Here is a 15,116-nt window from a genome sequence, read left to right as displayed (position 1 = left end):
CTCAGTCTTCTAGGCGGGCAATCTCTTCGCCAAACTCGCGAATATCTTCAAAGCTTCGGTAAACGGAAGCGAAACGAATGTAAGCCACCTTATCGAGCTCTTTGAGCTGGTCCATGACTAAATTACCAATCATTTCACTCGGAACCTCTCGCTCACCCGTCGCACGCAGTTGTGATTTGATCATACTGATCGCTAACTCTATAGAATCGGCACTCACTGGGCGTTTCTCTAAAGCGCGTTGAATACCGCCAACCATTTTATCTTCATCAAATGGTTCACGATTGCCATTCGATTTGATCACTTTAGGCATCACTAACTCTGCGCTTTCAAACGTAGTGAAACGCTCGCTACACGCCAAGCACTGACGGCGACGTCGAACTTGATGGCCATCAGCCACTAAGCGGGAATCAATAACTTTGGTATCGTTCTCGGAACAAAAAGGACAATGCATATCACCTCCATATCTATACCAAAATAACCTCATGAGCAATCACGGATAACCACGCGTTCATGGTTATACGGACTCTATTAAAGCTATTTGGGTATAACGCTTTCAAACCGAAATAAAAGCTCATGTAGTGTAGCGGAATTGGTATGTTAGACAAAACAAAAAGGGGCGCAAAGGCCCCTTTTTCACTCAAGATCTCGTCGAATGTGTTAACTGCGTGCTAAGTAGTTCGCTTTACCAACCCACTTGTAGCTAGTTAGCTCTTCTAAGCCCATCGGACCGCGTGCATGTAGCTTTTGTGTAGATACTGCGACTTCTGCGCCAAGGCCAAATTGCGCACCGTCTGTAAAGCGCGTTGAAGCATTCACATAAACCGCCGCCGAACCGACAGAATTGATGAACAGTTCTGAGTTTTCCAAACTATTGGTCATGATCGCATCTGAGTGGCTCGCGTTATGGACACGCATATGATCAATGGCATCTTTCACATCAGACACAACTTTTACACCAAGAGTGTAGCTCAACCATTCCGTATCAAAGTCACCTTCAACAGCATCGCGAATTTGTGTTGCTTGAGCCATCAGTGCTTTTGCCTTAGGCTCTGTCACGAAGGTCACTTTATCGTTCATGCGCTCTACGATCATTGGTAGGAGTTGCGCTGCAATTTTTTCATGCACGAGCAGCGTATCTAATGAGTTACACGCAGATGGACGTTGAACTTTAGAGTTCTCAACCACATTCAGGGATTTCTCTAGATCAGCGGATTCGTCGACAAAGATATGGCTGATACCAAAGCCACCAATAATCACCGGAATCGTGCTGTTTTCTTTACACATTTTGTGTAGGCCAGCACCACCGCGTGGAATGATCATGTCGACGTAATCGTCCAACTTAAGCAATTGAGAAACAAGCTCACGATCTGGTTTTTCAATGTACTGCACAGAAGCGGCAGGAAGGTTCGCCTTTGCGAGCGCAGACTGAATAACCTTCACTAATTCCATATTCGAGAAAAAGGTCTCTTTGCCACCACGTAAAATGCTTGCGTTGCCGGTTTTCAAGCACAACGCTGCGATATCAATGGTTACGTTTGGACGCGCTTCATAAATTACGCCCACGACACCAAGCGGCACGCGACGACGAGACAGTGACATCCCATTTTCCAGTACCTTACTGTCTATTTCGCTGCCTACAGGATCGTTCAGGCTAATGACGTTGCGAACATCATTCGCAATTGCAGTCAATCGTTCTTCGTTAAGCAAAAGGCGATCGAGCAGCGCATCGGTTAAACCCGCTTCACGGCCAAGTTCGATGTCTTTAGCGTTTGCCGCCAAAATAGCAGCAGAGTTTGCTTCTAGCTCATCAGCAATGATGGCTAATGCTTGGTTTTTTTGCGCAGTTGACGCTGTCGCTAATTCGAAAGCTGCATCTTTAGCAGCTTTACCCATATTCGTTAAATCCACTTTGCTTCCCTCTAATTCTATTCCTGAATGACGACCAAATCATCGCGGTGAATCACCTCAGAGCCATAATCATGACCCAAAATAGAGATGATATCTTTACTGTGCTTACCCGTAATTTTAGTTAGGTCATCACTTGAGTAGGCGCTGATGCCACGAGCCACCAACTTACCGTGAGCGTTTGTTACACGCGCTACTTCGCCTCGTGCGAAGTCACCACTAACTTTGATGACCCCTTTAGCAAGTAGGCTACTGCCCTTGCCGACCACAGCATTGACTGCACCATCATCAATAACGATGTCGCCCGATGCCGCAGGTCCCGCTAGAATCCAGCGTTTACGATTCTCTAAGGCTTCAGCGCAAGGTAGGAAGCGCGTGCCCTGAGGTTCAGCACTTAAAGAGTCAAAGATAACATTCGGCGCACTACCAGCAGCAATAATAACCTCTATACCTGCGCGGCGAGCGATGTCTGCGGCTTGCAGCTTCGTTGCCATACCACCAGTACCCAATGTTGTACCGCTTCCACCTGCGATTTTACGCAGCGTATCGTCGATGGTTTTTACTTCCTTGATAAGCTCTGCGTTCGGATCTTTACGAGGGTCAGCAGTAAACAGACCTTTTTGGTCAGTTAAAAGCAAGAGCTTATCTGCACCACATAAAATGCCTACCAAAGCGGAAAGGTTGTCGTTATCGCCAACTTTAATCTCGCTAGTCGCAACGGCATCATTTTCGTTTACGATAGGAACAATATCGTTCGCAACGAGCGCATTAATAGTGTCGCGCGCGTTAAGGAATCGCTCACGATCTTCTAAATCGGCACGGGTTAGTAGCATTTGGCCGATCTTGATACCATAAATACCAAACAAAGACTCCCATGTTTGAATCAAGCGACTCTGCCCCACCGCGGCAAGTAACTGCTTACTCGCCATCTCGTTGGGCAATGCGGGGTAACCAAGATGCTCACGGCCTGCTGCAATCGCACCAGACGAAACCATTACGATTGAATGGCCTTGTTTTTTAAGCTCAGCACACTGGCGTGCTAACTCAACCATGTGTGCACGGTCGAGTGCCAGAGTGCCGCCTGTCAGCACACTTGTACCCAGTTTCACAACGACAGTTTGTGGTTGTGAAACAACTGCATTTTGTTGATTCGTTGTCATGATGTCTTCTGAAGTGAAAAACAAATAAAGAGAGGATGTTTTAACAATCAAATAGGGAATTAACAAGAGAAAAGGTGCGTTTTCGCACCTTTTTGTTTGGTATTAAATGAAAACAACCAAATTAAGCGAAATCGAAAGACTCCGTGTGATATTCGACTTCTAATTTGAAGTGTTCTTCTAAAGTATCAACCAGCTTTTGATGGAATGTGCTCTGCGTGAGATACACTTCCTCTACTACTTTTTTGGGAAGGGCTTCAGATACCCATTGCCCTTCTTTGTTGTACTTGCCAATATGATATTTAGCAGTAAAGCCTCCCTCGATGGATTCCAAATCCATCCACCAGCCCCAAAATTCACGCTTCTCAGGCGATTTTTTGTCGTCTACACATACAGATAAACAATCAAAATAATAGCGCCCTTCTTGCGATTGTGGTTCGCGCAGGTAAGGCCCTATCGCCTTCAACTTAGACATCAAGCGAAAGTGAGTCGGGCCCTGAGTCGTCTCTGACATATGAATCTCCGTTTTCATAGTTAAAAGTAAACACCCAAGAATGATTATTATTTTTAATTATCATGAGCTTATTTTTTGCTCAGATATATCACTCTTAACTAATTTAGGAGAATTGTCACCCTAATAATTCATCTTCTAGCCACTTTATGGCTAAATCGAGGGATTGCTCATATCCTTTTGTAATTGTTTTGGAACTGATTTTTTTCGCTCTACCATACTGGCAAAATAGAGCAACAAGTTGATTATCACTGTGTGGCGACACTGGATCGCCTTCAAGACTCAAAGCCAAAATAGGCACTTTGGTTTTTCGACTGCTCAGGAAGCCCTGAACCTTCAATGACCACGCCATCATCTGACCAGCCATGCTATTAATATCAACCGCATTTTTCCCCAAACGGGAAGCCAAAAGATCTAAGTACATCTTCGGCATTTTTTGCAACTTCTGAGGGGAAGTAAAAATATCATGTACGGGTGCGCCTAGAGCGACACAAGCTTTGATCTTTTCTTGCTCGACAAAAGAGAGTCTGATCATGGCATTACCACCAAAACGAAACCCAACTAACCCCACTTTGTGATGATCAACCCAAGGTAGCGAGTAAAGCTCATTCAATACCGCTTGATGTAGGCAACTTGAATTCTCGGTCAAGGGCCAATGAGAGCTATGCCCTACCGAAGGCATGTCCACGGTTAACATCGCAATATCTCGCGGTGCAAGACGATTACGGAACAAACGCCACATGTCGGTTTGTAGGGTATCCAAACCAGCGCTCACCATTACCACAGGCAACTGTTTATCCGTTCTTGGTAAATGGAGGTTCGCGATGATTTTGCGATTTTGGTAAGGCACTTCAATTTGCTTGATAGTGTACTTAGTTTTTTCTGCGCCGTCAGAATACGCTTTGTTTGCCAGAACTTGAGCTTGCGATGCCAAGTTGTCATTTTTTAAATGTGGGTAGCCTGCAATACTAAAACACAAAGAAGCAGTGAAGAGTTCATCCGCTGCCTCTTCTCCTTGCATTTCATTTGCTCGCTTCTGATGATCCATACCAAGCTTGATCCACTCAAATGTCCAGTTACCACTGTGATAACCCATTACAGTGTCTAACCAATCATCATTGGTTCGCGAGTGAGAAGATGAAGCAATTTTGGACAGTACGCCTTCCATTTCGATCGGAGACAATCCTTGCCAAGCCCATTGCAAGCGACGCAAATGACGATACCAAGCACGATCACCTTGCGCTTCTCGTTCATCAAGTATTTTTTTACTGGTCGGCATGTACTGGGTAAGCGCGGAAGTTTCTTTTGCTTGCTTATGTTTCACGAACAAAGTTTCGGAAAGATTTTTACTGACGTCTTCAGACATAGGAAGAACCCTAGGCTATTAGCATGATTTAATATCATAATAAAAAAAATGCCCCTATAAAGGGGCATTTCTCAATATTCTTTAACCGCGCTTATTTTTGCTTGCGGTTTACTGGCTCAGCATACTGGATTGACATATCCCAAGGCTGCTCGATCCAAGTGTCTTGAGCAATATCTACAACGTAATCATCCAGCAGCTCTTTGCCTGATGGTTTCGCACACACAGCGATCATTTTCGCTTTTGGATACATCTCACGTAGTTTGCGCGCTGTATCACCACTGTCTACTAGGTCTTCAACGATTAGGTAACCTTCGCCATCACCTTCAGGTGCTTTTAGTACCGTCATGTCGCGCTGATGATCATGGTCGTAGCTTGAAATACAGATTGTATCAACGTAACGAATACCCAGTTCACGAGCCAAAATAGCGCCAGGAACCAAACCGCCGCGGCTTACCGCCCAAATTCCTTTCCATTGCTCAGCTGGCATTTGTTTTTCAGCCAGTTCACGGCAGTAAGTCTGCATTGCATCCCAAGTGATAATGAATTTTTTACTCATTGTAATAACCTAATAATTTGAAAATATGCATCCTCAAAATCTAGCGAAGTCACTCAAAAGCGGAATGCTCACTAACTTCTCCAAAATGTTTGGAGACGAGGATTTCAAGCTGCGCAAACGATTATTCTACCGAAACACACCGCTAATACCAACGGTGATATCAAAATTCTCTGCCTATTCCGCAGAAAAACCGTCTTCTGTGAACAACGTAAAAAAAGAAAAAGCCAGCGTGAATAAATCCACACTGGCTTTTTGCTCGAGAAATTAACCGACGAGGTATTTAACGATGAAGATGGCTGACATCACCCATACACTCATCGACACTTCACGGCCCTTACCGCTGAATAACTTGATCGCCGCGTATGCGATAAAGCCTAACGTGATACCTTCTGCAATCGAGAATGTTAGCGGCATAACTAAACAAGTCACAACAACTGGGGACGCTTCAGTTAGGTCACGCCAATCAATGCTTACTAGCCCAGACAGCATCAAGATCGCCACATAGAATAGCGCACCTGACGTTGCATAAGCAGGGATCATACCCGCAAGTGGTGAGAACAATAGAGCAAGTAGGAAGAGTACACCAACAACCACGGCTGTTAGACCAGTACGCCCACCCGCAGCTACACCAGAAACGCTTTCAATATAAGATGTCGTGTTGGAGGTACCAAGTAATGCACCTACTGACGTTGCTGTTGAGTCTGCAAGTAACGCTTTGTTTAAACGAGGGATGTTGCCATTCTCGTCAGTTAGACCAGCTTTTTGAGAAACGCCAACGAGCGTACCTGCGGTGTCAAATAAATCGACAAATAGGAAAGCAAATACGACGGAAATCATGCCTACTTCAAACAAACCAGAGAAATCCAGTTGCATGAAAGTTGGCGCAATGCTTGGTGGCGTTGACATAATACCGCCCCACTGCACATCACCAAATAGAAGACCAAGCGCTGTAACGCCAAGAATGGCGATCATCACCGCACCTTTCACACCACGGTGAACCAGTGCAATCGTAAGAAAGAAGCCAATCGCGGCCAATACAGATGGCAATGATGTGATCTCTCCCATAGAAACTAATGTCGCTGGGTTATCAACGACGATACCTGCATTTTTTAATGCGATAAACGCTAAGAAAAGACCAATACCAGCTGAAATACCTGTTCGTAGAGAATGCGGGATCGAGTTAATAATCCACTCACGGATCTTAAATACGCTTAAAAGAATGAACAGAAGGCCAGAAACAAATACAGCCGCCAACGCAACTTGCCACGTATAACCCATTCCCAATACAACAGAGTAAGTAAAAAATGCGTTCAGGCCCATTCCTGGTGCCTGTGCGATTGGGTAATTGGCAACAAATCCCATGATAAAACAGCCGATTGCGGCAGCAAGACAAGTCGCGACAAAAATGGCGCCACGGTCCATACCGGTATCCGACAGGATCGCTGGGTTTACAAAAATAATGTAAGCCATAGTTAGGAAGGTCGTAACACCTGCAATGATCTCAGTGCGCACATTTGTGCCATTTTCACTGAGTTTAAAAAGCCTCTCGAGCATGATCGAATCCTGTAAAGGTAAAAAGTAAACGGTTGCGTAATCGATTGGCGGGAATTATAAAGTTATCAAATAGCAAATTCTAGATAGAATCTTCACTCTAATGCGTTTTTTTTCTTTGGATATGAAACACATTCTCTAATCTATCATAGCATGCAAAGAAATATATTCTTATAAAACAATAGGTAACCCAGATAACACAGTTCTCTAAAAGAGAATAAAAACTGAGCAATGTACTAAACTTTCAGATGAAAAAGGCCCATTTTAAACATGGTATCTAACAGATTTGATGGAAAAGTCGATAAAACCGAAGAATGGGGAATAGAAGAAGGCTTTGATGGCAATAAGTGAGTCAGGAAGAGAAAATAGAGATAAAAAAACGCCACCCAATTTGGGTGGCGGTGAATCATGTCAGCACTATCACTGAAAAAAAATTCCAATTTATAGGGGTGAACAAACTGTTCGAGTCACATGCGTTGACTTCACTTAGTAGCCAAAGCTTGTTGGGTATACAAAGTTACCGGTGTAAACAGACTTGCTATTCCAGAACATTGTACTTGGTAAACCTTTCATAACTATCACCTTTTAAATCAATTAAACATTCGTTGATTTCTCGGTTCCTTGGAGGCGATAAAACGGACTCATCCTTTGAGCATTTCATTCTTCTCTCAGAAGCTGGTTACAAATATACCACCAAGAAATTTAATTACAAGCATTTTAGTGATTGGAATCACAAAAAATGCACAAATTGACCTTTATCAAAGTTTATGTGTAATTAAATTACAACTTTATGAATTAAAAAATAAAGCCACTTTCAGAATATATGATAGAGAACACATAGTGCTTGTTATTGTATTCACAAACTGTGACAGTTCTGAGAGAAATCCTTGTGATCGCGACTACTCGTACTCCTTATCTGGTGGTATGCTAACGGCAATTTGAAGGCCAAATCGTCTAGCATTTAATGCTACCTTGATAATATTTTTACGGTATATATTTGGCAAAGCACATCAAAAGGAGTCCTCCGTGTCTGAGTTCCATTCTGAGATCAGTACCTTATCACCTGCTCCACTTTGGCAGTTTTTCGATAAGATTTGTTCTATCCCTCATCCATCGAAACATGAAGAAGCATTAGCACAGTACATTATCAACTGGGCAACAGAGCAAGGCTTTGACGTTCGCCGTGATCCAACCGGTAACGTGTTCATCAAAAAGCCCGCGACACCAGGAATGGAAAATAAGAAGGCTGTTGTACTTCAAGCACACATCGACATGGTGCCGCAGAAAAACGAAGACACTGAACACGACTTCACCAAAGATCCAATCCAACCTTACATCGATGGCGAATGGGTAACTGCGAAAGGCACGACGCTTGGTGCAGATAACGGTATTGGTATGGCTTCTTGCCTTGCTGTATTGGCATCTAAAGATATTAAACACGGTCCACTCGAAGTTCTGCTGACGATTGATGAAGAAGCAGGCATGACTGGCGCATTTGGCCTTGAAGCTGGTTGGTTAGAGGGTGAGATTCTTCTAAATACAGACTCTGAGCAAGAAGGCGAAGTCTACATGGGTTGTGCAGGTGGCGTTGATGGCACCATGACTTTCGATATTTCTCGAGAATCAACGCCTGCAGGTTTTGTAACACGCCAACTGACGCTGAAAGGCCTAAAAGGTGGTCACTCAGGTTGTGACATTCACACAGGTCGCGGTAATGCCAACAAATTACTTGGTCGTTTCCTTGCCGGTCATGCTCAAGAGCTTGATTTACGTTTAGTCGAATTCCGTGGTGGTAGCTTACGTAATGCAATCCCTCGCGAAGCGTTTGTTACTGTCGCGCTTCCTGTCGAAAACCAAGACAAACTTGCTGAGCTGTTCAACCACTACACTGAGCTGCTTAAAACTGAATTGGGTAAAATCGAAACAGGTATCGTAACCTTTAATGAAGCGATCACGACTGACGCGCAAGTATTTTCAATCGCCGATCAGCAACGATTCATTGCGGCACTTAACGCTTGTCCAAACGGCGTAATCCGTATGAGTGATGAGGTGGAAGGCGTTGTTGAAACTTCTCTAAACGTTGGTGTGATCAGCACAGAAGAAAATAAAGTCACCGTGCTTTGCTTGATTCGTTCTCTCATTGACTCTGGCCGTAGCCAAGTGGAAAGCATGCTGCGCTCGATTACTGAGCTAGCAGGCGCACAAATTCAGTTCTCAGGCGCTTACCCTGGCTGGAAGCCAGATGCAGATTCCGAGATCATGGCAATTTTCCGTGATATGTATGAAGGCATTTACGGTCATAAGCCGAACATCATGGTCATCCATGCTGGTCTTGAGTGTGGCCTATTTAAAGAACCATACCCACACATGGATATGGTTTCTTTCGGTCCAACAATAAAATTCCCTCACTCTCCAGATGAGAAAGTGAAGATTGATACTGTTCAGTTGTACTGGGATCAGATGGTCGCGCTTTTAGAAGCGATTCCAGAGAAAGCATAATTCAATCACGAAAAATGACAAAGGGTGCCATACGGCACCCTTTTTTTGGTGTAGTTGAACCCAACTACACACGGTTTTGCGCGTAAGCGGCTAATTCATCCATTGACGTTTGTGCAGCAACTTCACCATCAATGTAGTAAGTGACAAACTCACCATCGCGTACACCCATGAGTGTCGCCTTTTCACCGTTACTGTAAGTAATATCCATTTGAACAGTGTTCTCATCGATTTGCTGCATTCGCCCCTGCTCAATGACACGGTTATCCGCTAATGGTGCGATTGGTGCCGTCGTTAACGACTTATCTAACTGGTGGTTGACATCAATGTAAGTATCTACCTTTGTATCGAAGATATGTGGCTTACCATTTAACGGGTTCTTACCCGTCCAAAATTCTAGAGAGTTAAACACGATATAATCCGCTGCGATCGCGACACCATAAACAGGCGCTAAAAGCATATTTAGGCCACCTCGAGCGTAACGGTTGTCAACAGCTTTCAAGTTAAATCCCATGACATAACCTGTCACGGCATTACTACCTACGCAACCTGAAAGTGAAACTGCTACCGCAGTCAATGCACCAATTTTAGCAATTACCTTTTTCATCAAAACCTCTAGTTAGAAAGTGTGAAACCTCAAATTCGGCGCGGATATTATCGGATAAAAAGTAGGGTTAAAAGTCCGTTTTTTTGTCCTCCATGAACAGTATTATTTTTAATACAGTCACATTTTTTAAGGCTATTATTGCGCTCTCATCTCTATGTCTTGTTATGTATTAAACTGATAGAAAAGATCATATTGAAAACAAAAACTTCACACACACCAAAATTTCACGCATGACGATTAAAGTAATTTGTCGTGTCCTTAATGAGAATGATTAGTGCGATTTTGCAGCAATTGTTACATTGCTGGTGACGCATTTGACAGAGATGGTTTATGGCCAGAAGTAAAAAAAGCAAAGTGTTTGAGCTCTTAGGACATCAAATACAACCAGGACAACGATTAGAGATCGAATTTGAAGCAGCGAAGCTATATACACATTCGCCTTTATCTATTCCTGTGGAAATCATCCATGGGAAACAAGAAGGACCAGTGTTAATGGTGAATGCTGCTATCCATGGTGATGAGCTTAATGGCGTAGAAATCGTTCGTCAGATCATTAACCAACTGGATCCACAAAAACTGAAAGGCACTGTCATTGCAGTACCTATCGTTAACGTTTTTGGTTTCATCCATAAATCTCGTTACTTGCCCGACCGACGAGATCTCAACCGTTGCTTTCCTGGCAGTGAAAAAGGCGCACTTGCATCTCGTATGGCACACGGGTTCTTTAACAACATTGCCAAGCGTTGTGACTACATTTTGGATCTACACACAGGGGCAATTCATCGCACGAACCTGCCACAGATTCGCGCAAACTTAAGCAACCCAGAAACTCTACGTATTGCTCAAGCATTTTCGACGCCAGTGATTGTTGATTCAGCATTGCGTGATGGCTCTTTACGCAGTGAAGCAGAAAAATGCGATATTCCAGTGCTCACCTACGAAGCTGGCGAAGCATTGCGTTTTGATCCACTTTCGATAAGCGCTGGTGTACTCGGGGTTCGGCGCGTAATGCAAGCCATTGGTATGTTGCGTGCGAGCAGGAAAAAGCTGCCTGAGCCTATCATAGCGAAGTCCACCAGCTGGGTTCGCGCGTCAGGTAACGGCATTTTGCGTACTGTCGTTAATCTGGGAGATAAAGTAGAACAGGGGGAAACGCTCGCTTATATTAGCTCTCCTCTTGGTCATGATGAGATAGAACTAAAAGCCCCGAAGCGTGGTTTGGTTATCGGTCAACAAACATTACCATTGGTGAACGAAGGCGATGCAATTTTCCACCTTGCCTATTTTAACCAAGGTGATAATGCTTTAGAGCAAGCAGTCGAAAGCTATATTGAAGGCCTCACTGAATTCGATGCCGAGCCGCTGACCACCGGACAGATACCGTTAGAAACTCAGTAATTCCTACCAAGTAGGCGCCTGATTAGCTCAAAAGGAGCAACAGTGCTCGCACTATCTTGTTTAAAGCCAATAAGCTCAGCGTCCATGATGCTGGGCTTTTTGTTTTATGTAAGCTAACGATACTCATCGCAGTTTCCACGAATGGATAAAAAACTTTACAAGCCATCGCAAAAACACATTTGATAATTAATCTCATTATCATTTATTAATCGTAATAATGTTCTTATAATCCGAGCTTCATAAAAACACTATAAATCATCAATATGAAACGATTAAAAAGTCATCCATTCAAAGTAAATCTCATTTCACTGGCTTTGCTCTTCCCTCTTTATTCATATGCCGAGACAGCGCCAAATGAAGAGCTTGAAGTCATAGGCGTTCGTTATGCCAAACCTATTACCATTGCTGAGCCTGCGCAAACCACCATTAATTGGTCAGAGATTGAAGAGCAACAGTACTCTAATTTTGCCTCAATGATCGATGCCGTTCCCGGTGCATCAATAGATGGTGGCGGTCGTTCTGGTGGCGAACGTATTAACATTCGTGGTTTTGATGATCCAAGCGATATCGCCGTCTTTGTCGATGGCGCTCCAATTGGCTTTCAACAATACCGCTACGGTACCTTCTTTTTTGATCCGTTCTTAATTGGCGAAGCAGAAATTATCAAGGGCGCGCACGACTATCGAGCACTCAACGGGAAGTTTGGTGGCTCCATTCGCATTAAAACCAAAAGTGTCGATGATCTCCTTTACGGCGACAGAAACTTTGGTGCTCGCATCTCAAGTGCATACAACACTAACGGTGATGAGAACGCCTACACGCTAACACTCTATGGTAAAAACGATACTGGTTTTTATTTTCTAGCGAATGGCTCGGTAAAAGATTCTGATGACATTAAAGTCGGAGGTGGTGAAACGTTGGATTACTCAGGTTATGAGCAAGAAAACATGCTCGTAAAGGTCGGTTATGAAAACAACGATCACGAGTTTGAAATTAGCCACACTCGCTACAAAGATGAAGGTCGTAAACCTTGGGCTAACCGCCGCGGAAAAATGCCTAACATCACCGAATACAATATCAAGAAATACGGCTCATTAGAAAAAGCCCAATACGCTTACACCGTCGATAACAAATACACGGACAACACCACAACCATCTCTTACCACTACATGCCGACTAACCCGTATATTGATTTCAATATCAAAATGGCACGTTCCGAAAACGATCGTCATTGGGTTCGCCCTGACGTAGCATTCGAGAAAATGTTCGTTTCTGTTGGCAGTTACGGTCATGAGTCATGGCTGAGTTACGAGCGTGACTACGTTGATGTGTTTAACCAAGCACAATTCGGAGACCACACTCTAGTCACTGGGCTTCAATATCAAAAAACCGATAGAGACTCGTTAGTATTCAACGCATCATACGACAGTAATGAAGCGAAAAACTACGGTTGGTACACCCCTTACTACGAACCATCTGGCACGCAGTCAATTTATGCCGCTTACATTGCTGATCACTATCAAGCAACAGACCGCCTAACAATCACACCTTCTCTGCGTTACGAATACATCAAGAGTGAAGGAAAAGGGAACGCAGCGCCGGATTATAATGATCCAGCTGCCGGACATGACTATGGTGAAACGACGCATAAAGGCTTTAGCCCACGTTTGGATATCGACTTTGATGCGAGCAATAATACGCGTTTAAACGCCTCCTACGCCTACGCTTTAAAAGCACCAACCGTTGATAACATCTACTCAGTGCAATATGCGCGAGCTACCGCTACGGCTACTGCTTTGAATCTGGACGTGTCTCGTATCCATGCTTATCAAGCAAGCGTTATCAACTTAACGGAAGGGCTGGTGAACTCTCGCGATAACCTCGCAACAGAGTTAACTATGTTCTATAACGATGTTAGCGACACAGTTGATATACGAACGGGCGAAAACCTCGACAAAAATACTACTGAGTTACAAAGCTGGAATACAAACCTAGATGGCTTTAAAAACTATGGCTTTGAGCTAATTTCACAATACCGGATTGAAGATTTCTACAGTAATTTCTCAGCAAGTTACATTCGCGGCAAAAACAAAGGTAGCCTATCTGACTCTACAGGTTCAGATGATGATCATCCTGATGTACCGCCATTAAACATTAATCTGGGTTTAGGTTACGAATGGATTCCTGGTTTACGTACGGGCTGGGAAGTCCGCTGGTATGATGCGCAAACCAAAACCAAGGCAAGCGGTAATAATTTAAAAGTGAAATCGCCAAGTGAGCAATACACGCTACAAAACGCTTACGTGGTTTGGGAAATACAACAAGTCGAAGGCTTGAGCGTTGGCGCGGTTGTGAAAAACTTAACCGATCGTTACTACGAAGCATACCTATCTAATGGCGTGCCTTCGCCTGGTCGCGAAGTCAAACTGCACCTCACTTATCAATACTAACCATACCTAAAAGATGCAGGGCAGACATTAACTGCCCTGTTATATCGTATCCAATGGCCATAATTGCACGCCGTTTTATTTATCAGTATTATCATTTCCTTTTGCTTGCATACACATTATGAACAATCTAAAAACACGGCTTCTTCTGATTTGCTTCTTCCCTGTAGGTAGCCTAGCGCAAGCTTCTGAGAACATTGCAGACTACTTACAAGAACAAAGCAAGCACCAAGTTTCAGAAGATTTTTACGCACAGCCAACAGCAAATAACCTGAATCTAGATGCAAAAACTAACTCTTTAACTTGGCACGAAGATGGTAAGCCGGATCACTGTCGTTACGCCAAGCAGCCCAAAGACGTCGCAACACATTTCGACTACGGTGAAGCAAACGATCTATCTGACGGCTTACAACACTTTGATTTACCGGAAAGACATTCTGCAAAGGTCAAATCGACACATCGCACTTATGCTAATAACCCTCACCTTCTTCCTGGCAATAAACAATTTGCAGCCCCTGAAGACGGCACGTTTAGCTTGTCCGTATCGTCGGATTGTTTTTAGCCGATATAAATAAAAAATGCCCTGAGACAAAACTCAGGGCATTTTCACTATTTGTTTGATGGGTAACGTCACCATCTCACCGATTTAAACTTATTCTTCGTCAGTGTCTACTTCGATTTCACGTGCTTTGCGGGCTTCTTCTTTACGAACTTTTGCCGCTAGTTGTTCTGCTTCACGCTCTTGACGTTGCGCGGCTTTACGCTCGTTACGAACCACTTGGTTTTGGATAAATCCAGCCAGTTCTTGTTCAGCCCAAGCTTGTGCTTTCTCTTCGCTGTCAAAGCCTGTTTCACGCTTTGATACTACAGTCTTACGAGATGTCACTTGGCGAGTGATTTCTGCGCTCCAGCCGTTACGTTTTTCAGTGACGCGGATAGCAAATTTTGGATTCTTAGACATTTCTTTCATTTCCTAAGGGATTTAGGGATCAATCAGGGATTCGGTCAACTTGATAACTCCATCTAAGCTGAGCTGTTTAACACCATCCCTCGGTAAGCGCGGTATTAGAGCATAAAAGTAATCTAAACGCTGCAAGTTTTTTACGCTAGATAATAGATGAC

Annotated in this window: 13 protein-coding genes; 4 read left to right on the top strand and 9 right to left on the bottom strand. The window is 43.8% G+C overall.

Annotation, left to right across the window (positions count from 1 at the left end):
- Window position 1: 1 nt before the first annotated feature.
- From nrdR to R7P69_RS15200, 7 genes are all read right to left on the bottom strand, one after another.
- On the bottom strand, window positions 2-451 hold the full coding sequence (nrdR, locus tag R7P69_RS15230) for a transcriptional regulator NrdR (RefSeq protein WP_005381578.1): 450 nt from the start codon (window positions 449-451) through the stop codon (window positions 2-4).
- A 206-nt stretch (window positions 452-657) separates the two neighbouring features.
- Window positions 658-1,908 (bottom strand): glutamate-5-semialdehyde dehydrogenase, encoded by a 1,251-nt coding sequence (locus R7P69_RS15225; protein ID WP_031780851.1) that lies wholly within the window; start codon window positions 1,906-1,908, stop codon window positions 658-660.
- Between the two features lie 17 nt (window positions 1,909-1,925).
- Complete coding sequence (gene proB / locus R7P69_RS15220; protein WP_005383771.1) at window positions 1,926-3,065, bottom strand: glutamate 5-kinase; 1,140 nt, start codon at window positions 3,063-3,065, stop codon at window positions 1,926-1,928.
- A gap of 121 nt (window positions 3,066-3,186) precedes the next feature.
- A complete protein-coding gene (gene crl, locus R7P69_RS15215) occupies window positions 3,187-3,576 on the bottom strand; it encodes a sigma factor-binding protein Crl (protein WP_005381584.1) in 390 nt (129 codons plus the stop codon).
- A 115-nt stretch (window positions 3,577-3,691) separates the two neighbouring features.
- Entirely contained in the window at window positions 3,692-4,939 is a 1,248-nt protein-coding gene (frsA, locus tag R7P69_RS15210; RefSeq protein WP_238952223.1) for an esterase FrsA, read from the bottom strand.
- Window positions 4,940-5,030: 91 nt separating this feature from the next.
- Window positions 5,031-5,495 (bottom strand): oxytetracycline resistance phosphoribosyltransferase domain-containing protein Tet(34), encoded by a 465-nt coding sequence (gene tet(34), locus R7P69_RS15205; protein WP_005381590.1) that lies wholly within the window; start codon window positions 5,493-5,495, stop codon window positions 5,031-5,033.
- Window positions 5,496-5,759: 264 nt separating this feature from the next.
- Window positions 5,760-7,049: an NCS2 family permease gene (locus R7P69_RS15200; protein WP_005381592.1), complete on the bottom strand. Its 1,290-nt coding sequence runs from the start codon at window positions 7,047-7,049 to the stop codon at window positions 5,760-5,762.
- 1,023 nt (window positions 7,050-8,072) lie between these two features.
- Between R7P69_RS15200 and R7P69_RS15195 the strand changes: the two genes are divergently transcribed.
- Window positions 8,073-9,545: an aminoacyl-histidine dipeptidase gene (locus R7P69_RS15195; RefSeq protein WP_005381594.1), complete on the top strand. Its 1,473-nt coding sequence runs from the start codon at window positions 8,073-8,075 to the stop codon at window positions 9,543-9,545.
- 64 nt (window positions 9,546-9,609) lie between these two features.
- Here R7P69_RS15195 and R7P69_RS15190 read toward each other — a convergent pair whose 3' ends face one another.
- Window positions 9,610-10,149 (bottom strand): DUF3332 domain-containing protein, encoded by a 540-nt coding sequence (locus tag R7P69_RS15190; RefSeq protein WP_104975925.1) that lies wholly within the window; start codon window positions 10,147-10,149, stop codon window positions 9,610-9,612.
- A gap of 330 nt (window positions 10,150-10,479) precedes the next feature.
- Here R7P69_RS15190 and R7P69_RS15185 point away from each other — a divergent pair, with 330 nt between their 5' ends.
- The 3 genes from R7P69_RS15185 (at window position 10,480) to R7P69_RS15175 (ending at window position 14,556) form a co-directional block, all read left to right on the top strand.
- A complete protein-coding gene (locus R7P69_RS15185; RefSeq protein ID WP_042521202.1) occupies window positions 10,480-11,547 on the top strand; it encodes a succinylglutamate desuccinylase/aspartoacylase family protein in 1,068 nt (355 codons plus the stop codon).
- Between the two features lie 263 nt (window positions 11,548-11,810).
- Complete coding sequence (locus R7P69_RS15180) at window positions 11,811-13,997, top strand: TonB-dependent receptor domain-containing protein (RefSeq protein WP_171346003.1); 2,187 nt, start codon at window positions 11,811-11,813, stop codon at window positions 13,995-13,997.
- Between the two features lie 118 nt (window positions 13,998-14,115).
- Window positions 14,116-14,556, top strand: coding sequence for a hypothetical protein (locus R7P69_RS15175; RefSeq protein ID WP_005381599.1), 441 nt, complete (start codon window positions 14,116-14,118; stop codon window positions 14,554-14,556).
- 90 nt (window positions 14,557-14,646) lie between these two features.
- On the opposite strand, the gene R7P69_RS15170 is transcribed toward R7P69_RS15175, so the two are convergent.
- A complete protein-coding gene (locus R7P69_RS15170; protein WP_005381600.1) occupies window positions 14,647-14,955 on the bottom strand; it encodes a DUF3622 domain-containing protein in 309 nt (102 codons plus the stop codon).
- Window positions 14,956-15,116: the final 161 nt, after the last annotated feature.

Source organism: Vibrio sp. 661, assembly GCF_033339315.1.
Taxonomy (GTDB): domain Bacteria; phylum Pseudomonadota; class Gammaproteobacteria; order Enterobacterales; family Vibrionaceae; genus Vibrio; species Vibrio alginolyticus.
Note: the sequence above shows the minus strand (reverse complement) of the source record. Positions and strands in the feature narration are given on the sequence as shown.

Coding starts and splice junctions, on each gene's coding strand:
- R7P69_RS15190 (WP_104975925.1), bottom strand. CDS start 10,149: ATGAAAAAGGTAATTGCTAAAATTGGTGCATTGACTGCGGTAGCAGTT.
- R7P69_RS15200 (WP_005381592.1), bottom strand. CDS start 7,049: ATGCTCGAGAGGCTTTTTAAACTCAGTGAAAATGGCACAAATGTGCGC.
- nrdR (WP_005381578.1), bottom strand. CDS start 451: ATGCATTGTCCTTTTTGTTCCGAGAACGATACCAAAGTTATTGATTCC.
- frsA (WP_238952223.1), bottom strand. CDS start 4,939: ATGTCTGAAGACGTCAGTAAAAATCTTTCCGAAACTTTGTTCGTGAAA.
- R7P69_RS15185 (WP_042521202.1), top strand. CDS start 10,480: ATGGCCAGAAGTAAAAAAAGCAAAGTGTTTGAGCTCTTAGGACATCAA.
- R7P69_RS15175 (WP_005381599.1), top strand. CDS start 14,116: ATGAACAATCTAAAAACACGGCTTCTTCTGATTTGCTTCTTCCCTGTA.
- crl (WP_005381584.1), bottom strand. CDS start 3,576: ATGTCAGAGACGACTCAGGGCCCGACTCACTTTCGCTTGATGTCTAAG.
- R7P69_RS15170 (WP_005381600.1), bottom strand. CDS start 14,955: ATGTCTAAGAATCCAAAATTTGCTATCCGCGTCACTGAAAAACGTAAC.
- proB (WP_005383771.1), bottom strand. CDS start 3,065: ATGACAACGAATCAACAAAATGCAGTTGTTTCACAACCACAAACTGTC.
- R7P69_RS15180 (WP_171346003.1), top strand. CDS start 11,811: ATGAAACGATTAAAAAGTCATCCATTCAAAGTAAATCTCATTTCACTG.